Here is a 19,223-nt window from a genome sequence, read left to right as displayed (position 1 = left end):
TATATTGTAATGTATGATTTTTCATTATCGAATCACATATCCTACACCACGAACAGTTTCAATGACTTTCTCTTTATTAAAAGGTTTCAATTTATTTCTTAAATATCTGATGTATACATCAACCACATTCGTTTCTACTTCACTATTGTATCCCCATACATGATTTAAAATTTGTTCACGTTGTAATACGTGATTGCGATTCGTTGCTAATAGATACAATAAATCATATTCAGTTTTAGTAAAATCTAATTGCTTGCCATCAACAGTTACTTTAAATGCATCAATATCTATTCTGATACCATTGATATCGATAATATCTTTATGAGGCTGACGACGTAATACAGCGCGAATTCTTGCAAAAAGTTCCTCAATTTCAAAGGGCTTTACTATATAGTCATCTGCACCATAATCTAATCCAGTCACTTTATCGTAAGTATCACTTTTAGCAGTGATGATAATAATTGGTGTTGATTGCACTTGGCGTACACGTCGACAAATTTCTAGTCCATTTATATTTGGTAACATTAAATCTAAAATAATTAAATCAAAATCGTTATTTAATGCTTTTTCTAAACCAGGTTCCCCATCATATTCGATGTCTACTTTATAACCATCATGTGTTAATTCTAATTCAAGAAATCTGGCTAAATTTTGTTCATCTTCTACGATTAAAATATTAGTCATTTTTTCAGACACCTCTTTTTTAATAAACGTATGACTTCTCGTAATATAACCAATATTTTATCATAAAAATTATTTGTTACTAGAATGAATAAAATAAAAAGTAAAATTTTAATTGACAATCATTATCAATAAGTTATAATATTAATTGAAAATGATTATCAATTAATTCTAAGTTTCCCCTATAATTCAAAATACTTAGAATTATAATCATTTTCAAGCCATTCCCCCCTTAATTTATGTGTCCGTAAATATTAATAAACGTTCGTTTTAAAACGATACGTAAATAATAAATAAGTGCGCCAAATAAGGCGCACTTATTTATTGTTTATAAGATTGTAGGCTCATATAATCCTTTTAATACTAAAGTTGAAAGAACGATACAGAAAGCACCTCCGATGATTCCTGCAATAATATCAGTTGGATAATGTACGCCTAAATAAACTCTTGAAATAGAAATGAGTAAAATAAGTGCCACACATAGTCCGATAATAACACCTTTTGTACTTCCTGATGCTCTACGTTGGGCAATATACATTGCACTTCCAAAAAATGAAGTCGAACCCATTGCATGTCCACTAGGAAAACTAAATCCAGAAATATCAATTAAACGTAGTAATGTTGGACGTTCGCGATCAAAAATATTTTTTAGTAAAGGATTTAATATACCTGATAGTGACATAGTGATAACAAAAAATAAAGCTTCAATTTTGTAACGTTTAAGCATTAAATAAGCAACAAGCATTAATGACAAACAAACCATTGCCCATACTTCCCCAATTTTTGTTGCACCTAATAAAATAGATGTAGTAATAAAACTCTCCGATGCATAAATAAATTCATATACTTCATTATCAATCCATTTGCCTAAACGTGATTCATGGAAAAATGCAATGATGCCAAAGATTAATGTAAAAACAATGAGCAATGTAATGCGTTTCGTTCTATTCATCAATTGGTCCTCCTATATTAAAGCGCATCGTTCAAGATTTTATTAAATAAGTCTTCTTTAGTATAACTTTCTTTATAAGATTCCATTTGATGAATAATATCATTACGGTGAGACTCAATTTGTTTTAGTTGTTCGAGTAATTTGAATTGTGTAAGTTGATCTTCTGGAATCATTTTTCCATATCCTTTGGATTCAAAATATTTAGCATTGTCAATTTGATCTCCTCTAGATTGATCAAGTCCTAGTGGTATTAGCAACATTGGGATTCTTAAAGTCAAGAATTCATAGATAGCATTAGAACCTGCACGACTTACGACTGTGTCTGTAATCGATAATAAATGCGTTAATTCTTCTTTAACAAATTCATATTGGATATATCCTTTTTGTTTATAAGACTCATCTACTAATCCATGCCCCGTCAAATGAATGATTTGATAATCATGTAGTAAAGCTTCAAGATTATCTCTAATAATATCATTTAATTTTTTACTACCTAGGCTACCACCCATAACAAGTAATACTTTTTTATCTGAATCAAACCCTGTTATTTCATAACCTTTTTGTTGATTACCTTCTTTTAAATCTTCTCTAATTGTTGCTCCTACAAAATCAGCTTTATCTTTAGGTAGATATTTAAGCGTATCTTCAAATGTTGTATATATTTTTTTTGAAAATTTTAAAGATATTTTATTTGCTAAACCAGGAGTTAAATCTGATTCATGAATAATGGTAGGAATATTCAATGAACGTGCTGCTATAACAACAGGAACAGAAACAAATCCTCCTTTAGAAAATAATAAGTCAGGCTTTTCTTTTTTTAGAACGCGACGGGCATCTAAGATACCTTTTAATACTTTAAAAACATCTTTTGCATTTTCAAAAGATAAATAACGACGTAGTTTACCACTTGAAATTGGGTAATATTTAATATTCGAAATTTGTGATTCAATCATTTCTCGTTCAATTCCGTTTTTAGAGCCAATATAAAAAACTTGATGTCCTTTTTCTAATGCAGTTGGAATTAAACTTAAGTTCACAGACACATGGCCTACTGTGCCGCCTCCGGTAAACGCAATTTTAGACATGATTATTAACCTCTATTCTTATATGTTTTTATAATATGCATAGAATGGTGCGCCTCTATTGAATGGATGATAGTCAATTTCTGTTTCTCCTACTTTTTGGAAACCAAATTTCTCGAATAAACCTTGAGCAGGTTTATTTAATGCAAAAGTATCTGTCAGAATCACATGGATATGATGTTCTTCTGCTAATTTAACTGCAAAATCAAATAATTGAGTTGCTGCACCTTTATAATCTTTAGAACCAACTAATCTATGAATAACATAAGCGTTATTTCTATCAATTGGCCATTCTAAATTATCATACCACTCTGATTGTTGTTGGTCGACAACAATAAATCCATAAATAGTGTTATTTTCTTCTAAAACATACAACGTCTTAGTATCAATATCTGCCTTAAAATGTTCAGGAGTTGGGTACTTATCGTCCCACTGATTATTCCCAAATGATTTCATTAAATCTTTTGCTTCTGACACTAATATTTCGATTTGATTAATATCTTCATGTTTACCTAGTCTAATCATATAATAGATATTCCTTTCTATTTTATTAATTTTAATAATTTATCTAAGACCGTGTCTTCATTATTTGATTTTTCAACTAATAATTGAGTGAATTTTTCATTTGTTTTGGTATCAAATTTTCCCGTTTCAGATAGTTGATTATTTGATTGGAATAGTTTAATAGTATTAGCTAATTGATTATCAAATTGGTTTGATTCATCTCCGTTATAATAACCTAAAGCATCTAAACCAATTTTTATTGATTTAACATTTTTATTATTATCGCCAACAGAATATGTTTTATCAGACGGAATAACACTTAATGATTGATACTTAGGAGAATCAATTGTAACATCTGGTCTAATACCTTTTCCATGAATATAATGATCATCAGGTGTTAACCATTTCATTTGTGTATATTTTAATAATGAGCCATCTTTAAGTTCTCGTGTGGTTTGAACGATTCCTTTACCAAATGTTTTTGAGCCATACACTTTAGCTTTATGATGATCTTTCATTGCTCCTGTAAAGACCTCTGACGCACTTGCGGAACCTTCATTTACTAAAATACTCACTTTCATATCTTTAACATCTTTTAAAGCATCATTAGAAGTTTTAATTGCTTCTTTATCATTGCCTTTTTCAAGTTGAACAACAGTCTGACCTTTATCAATAAAAATATTAGCCATTTTAACTGCCTCATCTAATAATCCACCTGGATTATTACGCAAGTCTAAGATGATATTTCGAACACCAGCATTATGAGCTTTTATAATTGCAGATTTTAATTCACCCGCAGTATTCTGTTGGAATTTAGTAATCGTAAATACACCTATGTTACCTTTTTTCTTATATTCCACACTTTTAACATGAATTTTACCACGTTTAATGTTAATATCTTTTTCTTCAGAACCGCGTTTAATAGTTAACTTAACATTTGAGCCTTCTTTACCTCTTACCACTTTAACAACTTGATCTAAAGGTTTACCTACCACTGACTTGCCATTAACTTTTGTGACAATATCTTTAGGTTGAAGGCCAGCTTTTTCAGCAGGAGAATCTTTCATGGGACTTGTAATCATAATATCTTTATTTTTCTTTTGCATTTCTGCACCAATACCTACAAAATCTCCAGATACATCTTCATTAAAGCTCTTTGTTTCAGACTTTGTCATGTATTCAGAATATGGATCTTTTAATTCTTTTACCATACCATTAATCGCAGCTTCAGAAAGTTTACTTGAGTTTTGTTTTTTGTAATAATCTGTATCTAACGTTTTATATGCAAATTCTATTTTTTTCATTTCTTGACGTTCTTCTTTAGTTAAACCACTTAATTTATGATTGATTCCTATCGTCGCAAATACAGCTATAATCGTTGTAATGATAATAACACTTAATAAAATTAAGATAAACTGCCATATTGTCAAATGCATCTTTTTTTTAGTAGATGCATATCTTTTTTCATCTGATTGTCCGTCATGGTGCTCCTCAGAATGATTATTCATAAAATCACTTCCTCTAATTACATCTTGTCTCTTATCATTTTTTATAAAGACATACCTAGTATGTCTTTATTTTTGAGCAAACGCAAATTATAAGAAATTGTATTTCTTAATTAGATAAAAATAAAAAGAGTGGCATATAAATCTAAAATTAAGATTTATATGCCACTCCATATCATATTTAGACATAAAACGAATTTAAATTAGAATTTTAACCATTCTGTATATTCTTCATATAAATCATCAAATACGGACATAGGTAACGTAATGTCACTTTGCATTTCGATATAGTCTGATAATATGTTGAAGTCACTTTCATGTTTTGGAAACGATAAGTCATTGAAAATGTCTTCGGCTAATTCACCTTTATCATCTTTACGTCCTCTAACCGTTAAGGCAAATTGATAAAATGAATGATCTTTCATTAGCTCATTGTCACATCGACAACTTTAGTTTCACCTTTAATAACAGCTTTAACATCATCGAGTGAAATAGATTCTGTTTGATCAGAATTTGTAATAATAATAGGTGAAATAACTGATTTGGCATTATTTCTAATAAATTCTAAATCGAATTTGAGTAGAGGGTCGCCTACTTGTACTGTATCACCACTGCTAACAAGTACATTAAATCCTTCACCGTCTAACTGCACCGTATCTAAACCAATGTGTACTAAAATTTCAAGACCATTTTTAGTTTTTAAACCAATTGCATGTTTTGTTGGAAAAACATTATCAACTTTTCCAGCAACTGGGGAAACTACTTCACCTTCAGTAGGATTAATACCGAAACCTTCACCCATCATTTTTTGGGCAAATACAGGATCTGGTATATCTTCAATTTTGACATATTCACCTGTTAATGGTGCATATAGTTGAGTTTCTTTATTGACTTCTTTATCTTTACCAAATAATTTTTTAAACATTATTCATCGCTCCTATTTATTAAAATGTGGAATCAAATCGCCATATCCTAATTCTTCTAATTTTTCGTATGGAATAAATTGAATGGCTGCAGAATTAATACAATAACGCAATCCGCCACTTTCTTTTGGGCCATCATTGAATACGTGACCTAAATGACTGTTAGCATCTTCTGATCTAACTTCAGTTCGAATCATACCAAATGATTTATCTACGAGTTCAACAATTTCATCATCATCTAATGCTTTTGAGAAACTCGGCCAACCACAATCAGATTCAAATTTCTCTTCAGAAGTAAATAAAGGCTTACCAGAAATTTTATCTACGTATATTCCTTTATCAAAATGATTCCAATATTCATTTTGAAAAGGAGGTTCTGTACCATTTTCTTGAGTAACAAGATACTCCATATCATTTAATTCGCTTTTATCTTTTTTAATCATTTTGAGACCCCCAATGTGATTCTATAAATGCTTTTCTACCAGAACCGCGTTGATATTGCTCATAATGCATAGGATTTTTTTTATAATAGTCTTGATGGTAATCTTCTGCTGGATAAAAGTTTTTGTAAGGAAGAACTGGTGTGATGATTGGTTTTTTAAAAATACCTTCTTCATTTAGTTGTTGGATTTTTAATTCGGCAGCCTTTTTTTGTTGTTCATCGTGATAAAATATTGCTGGTTCATAGCTTTCGCCTCTATCAAAAAATTGCCCTTTATTATCTGTCGGGTCAAATATTTTAAAGTAAACATCTAAAATATTTTCAAATGACGTAATATCTGGATTATAAGTAATTTGAACTGCTTCTCTATGACCCGTTTGATTTGAACATACTTGTTCATACGTTGGATTTTCTATATCTCCGCCGCTATAACCTGATACGACATCTTCAATACCTGGGTAAGATGTAAAGGGTTTAACCATACACCAGAAACATCCTCCTGCTAATGTTGCATATGCCATTATATTACCTCCTCTATCTTTCTTTAAATTTACGATATAATGATATTAAATTAAAGTAATTAACTCAGAAATCAATAACTTAAGTGACCTATTATTTATCTATTATCCTCTAACTACGACAAGACCGATAGCGCCTTGACCAGTGTGTGTAGAAATGACTGGTGTCGTTACATTAACATCATAGCTTTGTTGTCCAAATGCTTCATTAAATTGATTTTTTACTTTTTCAACAAATTCAATCGTATTTGCATGTGCAATACCAATCGATTGAATAGTATGATTTTCAATAAATTTAGCAATTTCTTTTTTTAGATATTGAATACTAGAATTTTGAGTACGAGAATTATGTACGATTTCTAAATATCCCTCTCTAAGTGTTCCTATCGGTTTTATTTTCATTATATTTCCGATTAAACCTTTTGTTTTACTGATGCGTCCACCTTTAATTAATTGATTGAGTTGGCCAATAACAACAAATAGTTTAATATTTTTCTGCAAGTTTGAAATATGTTTAATAATTTCTATACTTGAAAGATTAGTATTTACAAGTTCTACTAAACGTTGAATTTGGTATGCTAATCCAAATGAAATTGATTTTGAATCAATCACATTTACTTTTGCTTCAACCATATTGCTCGCTTGTAAAGCAGTCTGATATGTTCCACTTAATCCTGAAGACATATGAATACTAAAGATTTCTACATCGTCATTGTCATTATCAAGTTGTTCATATAATTCAATAAATTTACCAATTGATGGCTGACTCGTTTTGACGTCAGCGTTTTCTTCAATACGTTTAATGTACTCCTCAGATGAGATATCTACTTGATCTACAAATGATTCTTTATCAATAGTTAAATTTAATGGAACGACATGTATGTTATGTTGATTTAAATATTCAGCTGATAAATCTGAGGTAGAGTCTGTAACGATTACTTGTTTAGTCATAATTTCTCCTCTTAGTTTATTTTATTTTCGTACTAAATGTAAAAAGGTATGTGGAATAGTATTTTTTTCATCAAGTTGACCCTCTTCAGAAGATGCAACCGTCCAATCTTCAAATGTGTAGGGAGGGAAAAATATATCACCTTGATGTTTTCCGTCTACTACAGTGATATACATATCGTCAACTTTATCAATCATTACTTCAAATAATGTTTGGCCACCGAAAATAAAAACATGACCCTCTAAGTTGTAGATATCATCTATTGTGTGAATCACTTCAACGCCGTCAGGTTTAAAATTGTTATCACGAGTTAAAACTACATTTTTTCTATTTGGTAATGGTTTGCCAATAGATTCAAATGTTTTTCTACCCATTACAAGTGTATGGCCAGTTGAGAGTTGTTTTACATGTTTTAAATCATTTGGAATATGCCATGGTAGAGCATTTTTATAACCAATGACACGTTGTTGATCATGTGCCACTAAAATTGACAATGTCATTTATCATATCCCCTTTTAGTTTATTTTTAATTAAAGATAGATTACACAGCAATGGGCGCTTTAATTGCTGGATGAGATTGATAATCTACAAGTTCTAAATCTTCATAATTAATATCAAAGATTGATTGTTCAGAGTTTATTTTTAATGTAGGAGGTGCAAAACTTTCTCTAGAAAGTTGAGTCTTGATTGCCTCTATATGATTAGAATAAATATGTGCATCTCCAAAAGTATGAATGAATTCTCCAACTTCTAAATTACATTCTTTAGCAATTAAATGCGTAAGTAATGCATAACTTGCAATATTAAAAGGCACACCTAGGAAAATATCTGCACTACGTTGGTAAAGTTGACAACTTAATTTGCCATCTTGTACATAGAACTGAAACATTGTATGACATGGTGGTAATGCCATACTATCAATTTCAGTCGGATTCCATGCTGAAACAATGTGTCTTCTCGAATTAGGATTTGTCTTAATTTGTTGAATAACTGTTTTAAGCTGATCGAAATGATTACCATATTGATCTACCCAATCACGCCATTGTTTTCCATAGACATGTCCTAAATCACCATATTTTTTAGCAAAAGTATCATCATTTAACACTTTCTCTTTAAATTTTTTCATTTCCTGTTGGTACATTTTATTGAAATTTTCATCTTTTTGAGAACGATGTCCAAAATTTGTCATATCTGGACCATGATAATCTTCAGATTGAATATATTTTTCAAAAGCCCATTCATTCCAAATATTATTATTATATTTTAATAAATACTTAATATTAGTATCTCCTTTTATAAACCACAATAACTCAGTAGCAATAAGTTTGAAAGATACTTTTTTTGTAGTGAGTAAAGGGAATCCCTTCGTTAAATCGAAGCGGATTTGATGTCCAAATTTAGAAATGGTACCTGTATGTGTTCTATCATCACGTTGATTACCAATTTCTAAAATGTCATTACATAAATCGTGATAAGCCGAATCAAAAGGATTGAGCATATGTACATCTCTCCTAAATTTTATATTAATTATCATTATACTAGAAAATAGAAAGATATTGAATGAATTATATTATTGGAGATGCATATTAAGATAGAGTAAATTAGTCTAATAATATTAACAATTTTCGTCGAAAGCATCTTTAATATCCATACAAATATCTTGAATATCTCTACCTTCAATATGTTCACGCGGAATAAAATGTTTTAATTCTGTACCTTTAAATAAAGCATACGAAGGGCTTGAAGGTACTTGTTGGATATAATCGCGCATTGTTTGCGTTGCTTTTTTATCTTGTCCAGCAAACACTGTGACTTTATGTGTTGGCTTTTTATCATTTTGATCAGCAACTGCTACAGCGGCAGGTCTCGCTAGACCAGCAGCACAACCACATGTAGAATTAATAACAACAAATGTTGTTTCGTCATCTTTAACATTGTTCATATAGTTTGATACATCTTCACTTGATTCTAAACTTGTAAAACCATTATCAGTTAATTCAGAACGCATTTGTTGTGCTAGTTCATGCATATATTGTTCATACGGATTCATATAAAAAACTCCTTTAATGTTTATTACGATTAGCAATTTGTTTCCATACGGAACCTAATGCTTCATCGCCATTTTCAATTCTAGAAATTGCCATTTCCACTTGAAGTTTTACTTCGTAAGCATTGTCGTTCGCATGCGCTCTTAGAGATGCGAGTTGCGCTTTGCCACCTTCTTCAAATAAAAACATTGCAGCTCTCCAACGAACAATTTTTTGTGGATCATCAAGTGCTTTTTCCATTTCTGGCAAAGCTTCTTTATAACCTAAATCACTGATACAGTCTCCAGCTGTACGTCGAATAGCAGGATGCTTATCATTCAATCCTTTATACAAATATGGCAATATTTCTTTACTTTCAATCATACCAAATAAAACAATCGCTTGACGTCTTAATGGTAACTTATTTTCATTTAAGGCTTGCTCTAAGAGTGGAATATCCTCAAGTGTTGGTGTTGGAAATTCTGTTAACATTCTGAGACGGACTTTCCAGTCTGATTCATTCAAGTACTCCTCGTATGAAACATGTTGATAAAAATGAGATGTACTTTTCGTTTGCTTAGATAAAGCTTGAACGACTAATTGTTCCAATCGACTTTTTGGATACAATGCAATGATTTCTTCATAAACTTCTTCCATAACTAAAGAAAGTTCTCCATAACGTAAACCAACCTCTTTCCATTTTCTAAGAAAAATAACATTATCATCATCTTCTTGTGCTTTAAGCATACTATTGGTAAAGATATCAGGTAGTTGTTTACGTATTTCTTCATGAGCATTTGTTAATTTAATTTGATATGGGATATTTTTAAAAGTGAGTATCTCTGCTTTCACTTCTCCATAGTGTTCATCAAACTGAGATGATTGACTAATCGTTTCCTCTTTTTGAAGTGACGCAGTAATTTGAGGTAATACCTCTTCCCAATTTGCTTTCGGATACTTATCAATAGCTAAAAAGTCAATTACATGAAATATAGATTTAACATCTTTAATTTGTAATAAGTCATTAATAAAATCAGGTTGAGATGTTTTGACTTCTGTATATGTGTTCGACTGATTATCAGCACGCTTTTCACTTAAAACGATTTTCATTGTATTTGGGCTTGGTGTTGGTTCAATTTTTAATATTTCCACTACTGTTCCTCCTAAAATTAAAATGTGTCTTCAATTTTAGGTACAAGATCATCCCAATTGGCATATTCCTCTTTATCTACTGAAATAAAATCCATGACATAAAAAACTGACTTTACTCCTTCGATATCAAATAATCGATTAATAAAATCAGGTTGCCCATCTTGAGCAGATGTATACGTATTTGATTGATTATCTTTACGTTTTTCACTTAAATTAATTTTAATCGTATTATAATTTGGTGTGTCTTCAATTGACTTTATATGCATAAAATTCCCTCCTATTGAAGTTCATTGCCTAATTGCTTAATTTGCTTACCTATTGAACATTCAGAAATACAAAAATGATGTGCTTGTGTTTTTCCTTCTGTTTTTCTAATGTGTGTTTTCAGTAAACATTTATCACAATAAGTATTCATTAATTCATCAATTTTTTCTATTGCATTTTGTTCGGAATGTGTAAGTATAACTTTCACTCCTTATACTTAATTTTATAAATATGGAGTTATTATAACTTATATGATGATCATTTTAAAATAATCGATTTTATTTTTTAATATTTATAATATGAATTGATTAATGAGTATTGAATTTGAATTACTTTTACTATAAAATATTAAAGTTGCTTAGCGGTTTCTAAACACCCGCATTATCAAAATTTAGGAGGATAAATGATGTATAATGAATTTTTTGGCATTGCTACTTTTTTTGTAACATTTATTGTAATGGTTTTAATGTATCGTTGTTTTGGTAAACAAGGTCTTATCGCTTGGGTAGCTATCGGTACAATTATTGCTAATATCCAAGTCATCAAAACGGTTGATATTTTTGGTATCTCAGCAACTCTAGGTAATGTAATGTTTGCCTCTATCTACCTAGCTACAGATATTTTAAATGATATTTATGGACGAAAAGTTGCTAAACGTGCTGTATGGTTAGGCTTCTCATCAACTCTTGTTATGATAATTGTAATGCAAATGTCATTACATTTTATACCCGCACCAGAAGATATATCTCAAAAAGCATTATCTACGATTTTTGATTTAGTGCCGAGAATTGCTTTAGGTTCAATTATTGCTTATATTATAGGGCAACATGTAGATGTGTTCATCTTTTCAATGATAAAAAAAGTTTTCCAATCAGATAAAACATTTATTATTAGAGCTTATGGAAGTACGGTATTAAGTTCAATTATTGATACTGCATTATTTGTAACTATCGCATTTATCGGTACATTGCCTGCAAGTGTTGTATTTGAAATCTTTATTACTACGTATGTTTTAAAATTAGTCTCAACGATTTTCAATGTTCCATTTGGTTATATTGCGAAGTCATTCTATCGAAATGGAAAAATTCAAAAATTAGACGAAGGTTATTAAAACAATCATACATGCATATTGTTTAGGTTTACTAAGCAATATGCTATTTTTAAATAGACAAATAGTGTTTAATTAATGCTTAAACTAGAGGTGTTTTTAATGGCTAAAATATTTTTTGATGCTGCGACGAGTGGCAATCCGGGACGTAGTACGTGTGGGATAGTAATTAAAGAAAATGATATTAAATATACTTATACACATGATTTAGGAGAATTGGACAACCATAGTGCTGAATGGTCTGCATTCATTCATGCATTAGAGCATGCTCGTGAATTAAATGTTTCAAATGCTTTATTGCATACAGATTCTAAATTGATAGAAGATAGCGTGAATCAAGGTTATGTAAAAAATGCGCGTTTCAAACCATTTTTTGAAAATATGGAGATTTTAGAAGCAAGTTTTGATTTGCTATTTGTAAAATGGGTTCCAAGAGATAAAAATAAAGAAGCAAATCAATTAGCACAACAAGCTCTATACAAATTAATTAAGAATAAACAATAATAATGTAAAAAAGAAGATAAAAGAATTTATGTTGAATTCTTTTATCTTCTTTTTTTATCTGTTTTACATTAAAATTTTTGAAGCAAGATATTTACCAGAGACATAAAGTTCGTGTTCATTACAAATTGAAAGAATATGATTCAATGAATGTGTATACTTCATTTCTTCATATAATGCAGTTGTATCAATAGGCACATCTGTATAGATTTTCGCTAATTGTTTGGATAGAATCAAATTTTCTTTATCAATTGCAATTTTTTTCTGTTGATTAGGTGTAAGTGATTCGATATTGTCTAGTACGTTTTCAACGCTACCATAAGATTGTATTAATTTAATGGCGGTTTTTTCTCCAATACCTTTAACACCAGGATACCCATCTGCTGAATCTCCCATAAATGCTTTAATATCAATAAGTTGAAGTGGATGTAATGCATACTCTTCATTAAAACGATTAAGAGTATAATGATGATAAATATTAAAACCTTTTCTGATTAACCAGACTTCTACTTGTTCATTGATACATTGTAAAATATCTCTATCTCCAGTTACAATATGTACTTCATTATCTTTTGAATATATTTTAGCGAGTGTTCCTATGACATCGTCTGCCTCATAATTTGCAACACCGATATTCACAAAACCAAATTGTTCTGAAATGTCTTTTACGTAATCGAATTGAGGTATCAATTCATCTGGTGGTGCAGGTCTATTTTGTTTATAAGAAGTATACATATCATTTCTAAAGGTCGCTTGCCCCATATCCCAACATATCGCGACATGACTTGGTTTAATATCCTTAATTGCCGTAAAAATATGTCTAACAAAACCCTGAATCCCATTGGTTGGAATGCCTTTAGAATTATACATAAATTGTTTGTGTAGACTTGTAGCATAAAAATGTCTAAATAAGAGCGCCATTCCATCTACAAGTAAGACACGTTGAGTCATATATTAATCCTTCTTTCTAATTTAAAAGTGGGTCCAATTGTTGATTTACTGTTTCTAATTGTTTAATGAGTGAATCATCGATACGTTTAGATAATAAGTCATTGATTTGTTCTAAAACATTATTATTTAACTGATTAAGTTCGATGTTCGCGTCGTGAGTTAAGTTAGAAACATAATAATCTAATTGTTGTTTTAATGCGTTTAGTGATGGTTGTAGTAGTTCTAGTGTATTTGAACAAATCATTTCTTGTAGTTCTCTTTGCGCATTTGCATTTAAAATTTTACGTTTAGACAACTGTTTAGGTAAAACTGAAAGCATCTCTTCTAAACTAATACGTAATAGTGCATCATCAGTAAACGGCGCTGTTATTTTAAAATGAGGTTGGATAAGTACATGAACTGAGTTTAATTTTTGAATTGTTGGTGCTACTTGTTGATCTAATTGAGAAGTAAAGTATGTTTTTATTCTTTCGACTAATAAAGTTTGTTCTAAATATAATCGTTGATGAACTTGATCTAAGTACATTTTCGTAGCATGTTTCTTTTCATCATTAAAATCATTATTTTGTGTCATTTGACTATTATATACTTTTTTAACCTCATCTAATAATTGAAGCTGTAATCGTTTATTTAAATGATAGATTTGTTCTTCAACCTCATTTTTAGTATGTTGCTCACTTGTATGAATCATTTGGTTAGTTAATGGTGTTTTATCTTTATAAGTTTCAAGTTGTTGTTGTCGTTCTAACATACGTGTTTGATTTGTTTTAAATTCATAGATGATTTGATTAAAGTTATCGCGCATTTGCTCGATTTGATGAACCATTTGCTTCTCTAAAATCGTTTTCGATTCAGTTTCGACAAAATGATTAATACTTTCTTTTAATTTAAGAATGCCTTCATCTTTAGTCTCCAATGCACGTTTACTTGATACACCGAATAATTCAGATGGCAGATTCACTTGAGATAGAGCATCTTTTACATACTGCTCCACTGCTATTAAATCTTCATTAGTTTCAGCTAAATCTACCGCATTAATAATCATTTTAAATGTCTGTGCTTCATTTAATTGGTTAATATCTTTCATATGTTCAATAAATGCTTTGTCATTATCAGTAAATGAGTGATTAAAATAGCTCACATATAAAATTAGGTCTGAAGAAGTTAAGATTTGTTCAGTTTCATTTGTATGTCGTTGATTATTAGAATGTAACCCTAATGAATCAACGATAATTTTGTCTTTTAACCAATCCAGTGGAAGGTGTATATGAACGGTTTTAACAAATGTAGCGTATTCGTCTTCAGCACTCCATTGCTTAATTTCATGTTGTGAAATAGTATGTGTTATACCTTCTTTTAGCATATCTTGGTACATTGAAAAGTGCTTCTCTACTGATGTTATAAAAGCCAATTGATTTTTTTCTAATTGTTGTTTTAAAGACTCAATGTTACTATTCATAAATTCTTCTAAAGAGTTAAAAGAAACGTTTTGATATTCAAGCAATTGATTTAATTCATTTAACAATTGCGTATTTGTTTTCAAAGTAATTTGACTATCATGACCATATGAGATTTCAGTTGTAGCTGCCGTTGTTGGATTAGGTGAGCTTACAAGATAATGATCTCCAAGTAAACCATTAATCAAGCTACTTTTTCCTGCACTAAATGTACCGAAGACACCTATTTTTACAATTTTATTATCTATACGTTGCAATGTTTCTTTGATGTCTTGCTTTGTTTTATTGAATAAAGGAACAGGCTCAATGATAGCCAGTGCTTTCTGAATATCAAAGTGATGAGTTCTCGTAGCCTTAGTTGATGTAATATCTTCGTCTAAATCATTTGTTGAAGATATGGTTGATTGATTAAGTTCATAATGTATTTCTGTTCGATCAATTAATTTATCGAGTGAGTCATTCATATGAATATAATAATGTTTATAATTTTCAGTTGTTAATGACTGTTTTAAATTCTTGAACTCAAGATACTGTTCATATAAATGTGCATCATTATTATCTATGTTAGATAATTCCGTTGCTTCAGTATGTTCAATAATATCTTTAAATAATGAATCTGATTGTTTTTCGACAACGCGTGCAATTGCTTTTACAACGTCATCACTAAATGTGAGCACATAGGTATTATTAATGCTTGTTTGTACTTGATATAAATTAGAAATTAAAGTAGGTTCAATTTGATAATGTTGATTTAAAATTCGTTGATTCACTTCAGAATGATGGATAAAGCGAGTTATAAAAGATAAATCTTCACGCATGGGTTGACGAATGTGTCGATTCACTTTTTCTTGTAAACGGTCTACAACATTTTGTAAACGTTTTGCTCTCTCTTCTTCTGTTTTCTTTTTTTTATTTAGAAGACCACCCACTTTGAAGTCTAAAGCCATGCTTTCAAGATAATAACGAATATCTTCTCGCATATCATGAGTCATAATATAAGCATTATCTAATATATTTTTCCGTTTTTCTTTTAAGTACATTAATAATTGAGAAGAATGATTTAATAATTGTGCTTCTTCACTTATAGCTTGATTCTGTTGAAATTGTTTATAGGATTCTTCAAATTCGGATTCATTGATATTTAAGTCGTCAAGTATATTTTGCATATGCTCTTGAATATATGAAAGCTGAGTACGATGTATAAATTCAATGATACGTGTTACAAAATCTTCAATAGGTTCACGTAGTTTATCTTTTTCTTCTAAAAACTCTGAGAATAAATGAAGTTGATTGTTTGGATGATCAAATTTACTAACATAAAATAGTTGATCGACTTTAATATCCCAATCTTGTATAGATTGTTCTACTTTTTGTTTAAATGTATCAAAAGAAATTTCATTCTCATTATGCTTATCAATTTGATTGATAACAAAAATAATAGGTATGCCTACTTGATTCATGCGTTTCATAAATTGGAAATTGAGTGCAGACTGAACATGATTATAATCAACTGTATACACAATCATATTGCTTGTATATAAAAATTGTTCAGTAGTGGATTGGTGTGCAGAAACATTTGAATCTACTCCTGGAGTGTCTTGTAATGTAAAACCAAGATTAAACTTATTTGAAGGGAACTTTATTTCAATAGATTCCACATCCATATTTAATCGGTTCATTATTTTTACATCTTCATACGTTTTTAGCTTAACATAATTTTGATATTCTAAATTAGCAATAATCTCTTCTTCTTTTGAAACAGAAACTATAGCCGTATTACTCGTCGTTGGTACAGGTGAACTAGGCAATATATCTTGTTCTAATAATAAATTGATTAATGTTGATTTACCAGCTGAAAAATGTCCAACAAATGATAAAGTATATTGATTTAAATATACTTTTTTAATCACTTGATTTATTGTATGTACTAATGCTTCGTTATTCGATTTTTCTATTTCTTTTTTTAGTTTGTATAATACATCTAATTGTTCATTATTTTGCATAATGCTATCCCCTTTATTTCGCTCACTCTAAAATATAAAAAAATTAAGGTTATAAAACTAAAAAGAATTATAACCTTACTTTTAGGGTGATAAAACTAAATTATCTTTAGCTGTGTTTATTAAATTTTATCATAAGAAATAATAAAAACCTATATAGAATGAATTAGTTAAACCAAGCTGGTTTATCGCCATCAGTATTTGGTTTATTTACTCCAATATTTTGTCTAGAATAAAGTTCAGGTTGTTTCGCTATACGTACTGCTAAATTGGCTACACTTCTTCTAGAAACTTCTGTTCCTTTAAAGGTATCACCTTTTTGAGTAATTTCATAATCTGATTCATTTTTAAATGTTAACCAAGCAGGACGAATGATTGTATAATCTAAGTCAGAAGCTTCAATTAAATCAGCTGCTTTACGATATTTAGTTAATTTTTCACCAAATTGTTCTTTATTAAATGTATTGAATTTATCTGGTAATTCGTCATAAATACCAGGAGCCGCCACAAATATTAAACGTTTAACATTCTTTTTGTTCATGGCATCTATAATGGCTTGTGCTTCTCTATCTAGGGATCCTGATAAACTTGCAAAAACAATATCTACTTGATCTAATGCTTTTTCTAAATCTTCAACATTTTTAGCATCACCTTCAAAGACAGTGATACGATTAGATGCGTAATCAGGAATACGATGGGCATTTCTTAAAAATAAATCAACATTAAAACTAGAATTCTCTAAGAAAATTTTAGTTGCTTCAATTGATACTTTTCCGTTAGCCCCTACAATTAGAACTGTTTGCATAACTTACTCTCCTTACTATACTGTTTAAATGTGCTGTGTTTTTAACACGCTTACTAATAACTTTACAATAGTCACTATTATAGTGCTAATAAATACATAAATTTTAAATAAATATTATCTAATTTATTAAGAAAAATTTACAAAATTAATTATTTTCAAATAAATCTTCAAATCAATTTATTTATCAATATTAGGCTTTTTTCCCCAGTATTGATAATACGTGCATTCGATATAACCATTAAAAAGTTTTCGACGTTTTGTTGCTTTACGATCAACTAAATACTCAAATTCTTTATTACTTGTAAGAATATATGTTGATAAATACGGGTGTTGTTTCATTAGTTTACCTACATATCGATACATTTCTTCTACTTCATCTCTATCTCCAATACGTTCGCCGTATGGTGGGTTACCAACTAACGCTACAGGCCCTTCTTGGTCGATAGTTAATGTATTAACATCCTTAACACTAAATTGAATAATATCACCTAGGCCTACTTCTTCAGCATTACGTTTAGCAATTTCAACCATTTCTGGATCTATATCAGACGCATACACTTGAATATCTTTATCATAGTCAGCTTGTTGATCAGCTTCATCACGCATGACGTCATAAATATTAGGAGGCATGATATTCCATTCCTCTGATACAAATTCTCTATTAAAACCTGGCGCAATATTTTGAGCAATTAAACATGCTTCAATAGCAATTGTTCCAGAACCACAGAATGGATCAATAAAGGGTGTATCACCTTTCCAATTGGCTAAACGTACTAAGCTAGCTGCTAATGTTTCTTTAATAGGTGCTTCACCTTGTGCAATACGGTACCCTCTACGATTTAGCCCTGAACCTGACGTATCAATGGTAAGTAGGACATTATCTTTAAGAATGGCTACTTCAACAGGATATTTCGCACCACTTTCATTTAACCATCCTTTTTCATTATAAGCTTTTTTAAGACGTTCAACGATAGCTTTTTTAGTAATGGCTTGACAATCAGGAACGCTATGAAGTGTAGATTTTACACTACGACCTTGGACAGGAAATTGCCCCTCTTTATCGATAATTGTTTCCCAAGGTAATGCTTTTGTCTTTTCAAAAAGTTCATCGAATGTTTTAGCATTGAAGCGACCTACTACTATTTTTAATCGATCAGCTGTACGTAGCCATAAATTACATTTTACAATGGCATTAGCATCACCTTCAAAGAAAATACGTCCATTTTCAACTTGAGTATCATAACCAAGTTCTTGTATTTCTTTAGCAACTACGGCTTCAAGACCCATTGGACACACTGCTAATAATTGATACATTATTTCATCTCCTTTGTCTCATATCATATTAGTATATTAACAAATATTAAAATAATTATGTATACAATATAAAAAAAGCTCTCCATAA

21 protein-coding genes and 1 pseudogene are annotated in these 19,223 nt (G+C 30.1%); 2 read left to right on the top strand and 20 right to left on the bottom strand.

The window, feature by feature from the left end:
- Positions 1-24: 24 nt before the first annotated feature.
- The 16 genes and pseudogenes from HMPREF2881_RS06005 to HMPREF2881_RS05930 all read right to left on the bottom strand — a co-directional run bounded on the left by HMPREF2881_RS06005 (position 25) and on the right by HMPREF2881_RS05930 (position 11,207).
- Complete coding sequence (locus tag HMPREF2881_RS06005; protein ID WP_002449906.1) at positions 25-684, bottom strand: response regulator transcription factor; 660 nt, start codon at positions 682-684, stop codon at positions 25-27.
- Between the two features lie 325 nt (positions 685-1,009).
- Positions 1,010-1,633, bottom strand: coding sequence for a phosphatase PAP2 family protein (locus HMPREF2881_RS06000; protein WP_002488540.1), 624 nt, complete (start codon positions 1,631-1,633; stop codon positions 1,010-1,012).
- 17 nt (positions 1,634-1,650) lie between these two features.
- Entirely contained in the window at positions 1,651-2,718 is a 1,068-nt protein-coding gene (locus tag HMPREF2881_RS05995; protein ID WP_002449788.1) for an undecaprenyldiphospho-muramoylpentapeptide beta-N-acetylglucosaminyltransferase, read from the bottom strand.
- Between the two features lie 18 nt (positions 2,719-2,736).
- Entirely contained in the window at positions 2,737-3,240 is a 504-nt protein-coding gene (locus HMPREF2881_RS05990; RefSeq protein WP_002449870.1) for a GNAT family N-acetyltransferase, read from the bottom strand.
- Between the two features lie 17 nt (positions 3,241-3,257).
- Positions 3,258-4,643: pseudogene (locus HMPREF2881_RS05985) on the bottom strand (S41 family peptidase); the annotation flags it as partial.
- Between the two features lie 284 nt (positions 4,644-4,927).
- The gene (locus tag HMPREF2881_RS05980) at positions 4,928-5,149 is read right to left on the bottom strand and encodes a YozE family protein (RefSeq protein ID WP_002449915.1); all 222 of its coding nucleotides are present in this window, start codon (positions 5,147-5,149) and stop codon (positions 4,928-4,930) included.
- Complete coding sequence (locus HMPREF2881_RS05975) at positions 5,149-5,649, bottom strand: PTS sugar transporter subunit IIA (protein WP_002449797.1); 501 nt, start codon at positions 5,647-5,649, stop codon at positions 5,149-5,151. Before HMPREF2881_RS05975 ends, HMPREF2881_RS05980 begins: the two co-directional genes overlap by 1 nt.
- Before the next feature lie 12 nt (positions 5,650-5,661).
- Positions 5,662-6,090, bottom strand: coding sequence for a peptide-methionine (R)-S-oxide reductase MsrB (gene msrB, locus HMPREF2881_RS05970; RefSeq protein WP_002488510.1), 429 nt, complete (start codon positions 6,088-6,090; stop codon positions 5,662-5,664).
- Complete coding sequence (gene msrA, locus HMPREF2881_RS05965) at positions 6,083-6,610, bottom strand: peptide-methionine (S)-S-oxide reductase MsrA (protein WP_002449733.1); 528 nt, start codon at positions 6,608-6,610, stop codon at positions 6,083-6,085. Before msrA ends, msrB begins: the two co-directional genes overlap by 8 nt.
- 102 nt (positions 6,611-6,712) lie before the next feature.
- Positions 6,713-7,558 (bottom strand): DegV family protein, encoded by an 846-nt coding sequence (locus HMPREF2881_RS05960; protein WP_002449849.1) that lies wholly within the window; start codon positions 7,556-7,558, stop codon positions 6,713-6,715.
- A 21-nt stretch (positions 7,559-7,579) separates the two neighbouring features.
- Complete coding sequence (locus tag HMPREF2881_RS05955) at positions 7,580-8,056, bottom strand: dihydrofolate reductase (protein ID WP_070653675.1); 477 nt, start codon at positions 8,054-8,056, stop codon at positions 7,580-7,582.
- 41 nt (positions 8,057-8,097) lie between these two features.
- Entirely contained in the window at positions 8,098-9,054 is a 957-nt protein-coding gene (locus tag HMPREF2881_RS05950; protein WP_002455336.1) for a thymidylate synthase, read from the bottom strand.
- Positions 9,055-9,171: 117 nt separating this feature from the next.
- The gene (brxA, locus tag HMPREF2881_RS05945; RefSeq protein ID WP_002449818.1) at positions 9,172-9,606 is read right to left on the bottom strand and encodes a bacilliredoxin BrxA; all 435 of its coding nucleotides are present in this window, start codon (positions 9,604-9,606) and stop codon (positions 9,172-9,174) included.
- A gap of 13 nt (positions 9,607-9,619) precedes the next feature.
- Positions 9,620-10,735, bottom strand: coding sequence for a conserved virulence factor C family protein (locus HMPREF2881_RS05940; RefSeq protein WP_002449695.1), 1,116 nt, complete (start codon positions 10,733-10,735; stop codon positions 9,620-9,622).
- Between the two features lie 17 nt (positions 10,736-10,752).
- Positions 10,753-11,001 (bottom strand): NifU N-terminal domain-containing protein, encoded by a 249-nt coding sequence (locus HMPREF2881_RS05935; RefSeq protein WP_002449746.1) that lies wholly within the window; start codon positions 10,999-11,001, stop codon positions 10,753-10,755.
- 11 nt (positions 11,002-11,012) lie between these two features.
- Entirely contained in the window at positions 11,013-11,207 is a 195-nt protein-coding gene (locus HMPREF2881_RS05930; protein ID WP_002449911.1) for a zinc-finger domain-containing protein, read from the bottom strand.
- 198 nt (positions 11,208-11,405) lie between these two features.
- On the opposite strand from HMPREF2881_RS05930, the gene HMPREF2881_RS05925 reads away from it, so the two are divergent.
- On the top strand, positions 11,406-12,110 hold the full coding sequence (locus HMPREF2881_RS05925) for a queuosine precursor transporter (RefSeq protein WP_002455333.1): 705 nt from the start codon (positions 11,406-11,408) through the stop codon (positions 12,108-12,110).
- Positions 12,111-12,209: 99 nt separating this feature from the next.
- Entirely contained in the window at positions 12,210-12,611 is a 402-nt protein-coding gene (locus tag HMPREF2881_RS05920) for a ribonuclease HI family protein (RefSeq protein ID WP_002449811.1), read from the top strand.
- Between the two features lie 63 nt (positions 12,612-12,674).
- Here the strand turns inward: HMPREF2881_RS05920 and HMPREF2881_RS05915 are convergent, their stop codons facing one another.
- From HMPREF2881_RS05915 to HMPREF2881_RS05900, 4 genes are all read right to left on the bottom strand, one after another.
- On the bottom strand, positions 12,675-13,559 hold the full coding sequence (locus tag HMPREF2881_RS05915) for a 5'-3' exonuclease (RefSeq protein WP_002449873.1): 885 nt from the start codon (positions 13,557-13,559) through the stop codon (positions 12,675-12,677).
- 16 nt (positions 13,560-13,575) lie between these two features.
- Positions 13,576-17,019, bottom strand: a complete 3,444-nt coding sequence (locus HMPREF2881_RS05910; protein WP_002449840.1) for a dynamin family protein — start codon at positions 17,017-17,019, stop codon at positions 13,576-13,578.
- A 163-nt stretch (positions 17,020-17,182) separates the two neighbouring features.
- Positions 17,183-17,821, bottom strand: a complete 639-nt coding sequence (locus HMPREF2881_RS05905) for an SDR family oxidoreductase (RefSeq protein ID WP_002455331.1) — start codon at positions 17,819-17,821, stop codon at positions 17,183-17,185.
- 177 nt (positions 17,822-17,998) lie between these two features.
- The gene (locus HMPREF2881_RS05900) at positions 17,999-19,135 is read right to left on the bottom strand and encodes a THUMP domain-containing class I SAM-dependent RNA methyltransferase (RefSeq protein WP_002449804.1); all 1,137 of its coding nucleotides are present in this window, start codon (positions 19,133-19,135) and stop codon (positions 17,999-18,001) included.
- Positions 19,136-19,223: the final 88 nt, after the last annotated feature.

Source organism: Staphylococcus sp. HMSC057A08, assembly GCF_001812925.1.
In the GTDB taxonomy this organism is placed as follows: Bacteria; Bacillota; Bacilli; order Staphylococcales; family Staphylococcaceae; genus Staphylococcus; species Staphylococcus hominis.
Note: the sequence above shows the minus strand (reverse complement) of the source record. Positions and strands in the feature narration are given on the sequence as shown.

What these genes read in the sequence shown, in the direction of transcription:
- HMPREF2881_RS05925 (WP_002455333.1), top strand. Translation starts at nt 11,406, where the DNA reads ATGTATAATGAATTTTTTGGCATTGCTACTTTTTTTGTAACATTTATT.
- HMPREF2881_RS05900 (WP_002449804.1), bottom strand. Translation starts at nt 19,135, where the DNA reads ATGTATCAATTATTAGCAGTGTGTCCAATGGGTCTTGAAGCCGTAGTT.
- HMPREF2881_RS05980 (WP_002449915.1), bottom strand. Translation starts at nt 5,149, where the DNA reads ATGAAAGATCATTCATTTTATCAATTTGCCTTAACGGTTAGAGGACGT.
- HMPREF2881_RS05920 (WP_002449811.1), top strand. Translation starts at nt 12,210, where the DNA reads ATGGCTAAAATATTTTTTGATGCTGCGACGAGTGGCAATCCGGGACGT.
- HMPREF2881_RS05910 (WP_002449840.1), bottom strand. Translation starts at nt 17,019, where the DNA reads ATGCAAAATAATGAACAATTAGATGTATTATACAAACTAAAAAAAGAA.
- HMPREF2881_RS05960 (WP_002449849.1), bottom strand. Translation starts at nt 7,558, where the DNA reads ATGACTAAACAAGTAATCGTTACAGACTCTACCTCAGATTTATCAGCT.
- msrA (WP_002449733.1), bottom strand. Translation starts at nt 6,610, where the DNA reads ATGGCATATGCAACATTAGCAGGAGGATGTTTCTGGTGTATGGTTAAA.
- brxA (WP_002449818.1), bottom strand. Translation starts at nt 9,606, where the DNA reads ATGAATCCGTATGAACAATATATGCATGAACTAGCACAACAAATGCGT.
- HMPREF2881_RS05905 (WP_002455331.1), bottom strand. Translation starts at nt 17,821, where the DNA reads ATGCAAACAGTTCTAATTGTAGGGGCTAACGGAAAAGTATCAATTGAA.
- HMPREF2881_RS05935 (WP_002449746.1), bottom strand. Translation starts at nt 11,001, where the DNA reads ATGCATATAAAGTCAATTGAAGACACACCAAATTATAATACGATTAAA.
- HMPREF2881_RS05915 (WP_002449873.1), bottom strand. Translation starts at nt 13,559, where the DNA reads ATGACTCAACGTGTCTTACTTGTAGATGGAATGGCGCTCTTATTTAGA.
- HMPREF2881_RS05950 (WP_002455336.1), bottom strand. Translation starts at nt 9,054, where the DNA reads ATGCTCAATCCTTTTGATTCGGCTTATCACGATTTATGTAATGACATT.
- HMPREF2881_RS06005 (WP_002449906.1), bottom strand. Translation starts at nt 684, where the DNA reads ATGACTAATATTTTAATCGTAGAAGATGAACAAAATTTAGCCAGATTT.
- HMPREF2881_RS05955 (WP_070653675.1), bottom strand. Translation starts at nt 8,056, where the DNA reads ATGACATTGTCAATTTTAGTGGCACATGATCAACAACGTGTCATTGGT.
- HMPREF2881_RS06000 (WP_002488540.1), bottom strand. Translation starts at nt 1,633, where the DNA reads ATGAATAGAACGAAACGCATTACATTGCTCATTGTTTTTACATTAATC.
- HMPREF2881_RS05990 (WP_002449870.1), bottom strand. Translation starts at nt 3,240, where the DNA reads ATGATTAGACTAGGTAAACATGAAGATATTAATCAAATCGAAATATTA.
- HMPREF2881_RS05995 (WP_002449788.1), bottom strand. Translation starts at nt 2,718, where the DNA reads ATGTCTAAAATTGCGTTTACCGGAGGCGGCACAGTAGGCCATGTGTCT.
- msrB (WP_002488510.1), bottom strand. Translation starts at nt 6,090, where the DNA reads ATGATTAAAAAAGATAAAAGCGAATTAAATGATATGGAGTATCTTGTT.
- HMPREF2881_RS05975 (WP_002449797.1), bottom strand. Translation starts at nt 5,649, where the DNA reads ATGTTTAAAAAATTATTTGGTAAAGATAAAGAAGTCAATAAAGAAACT.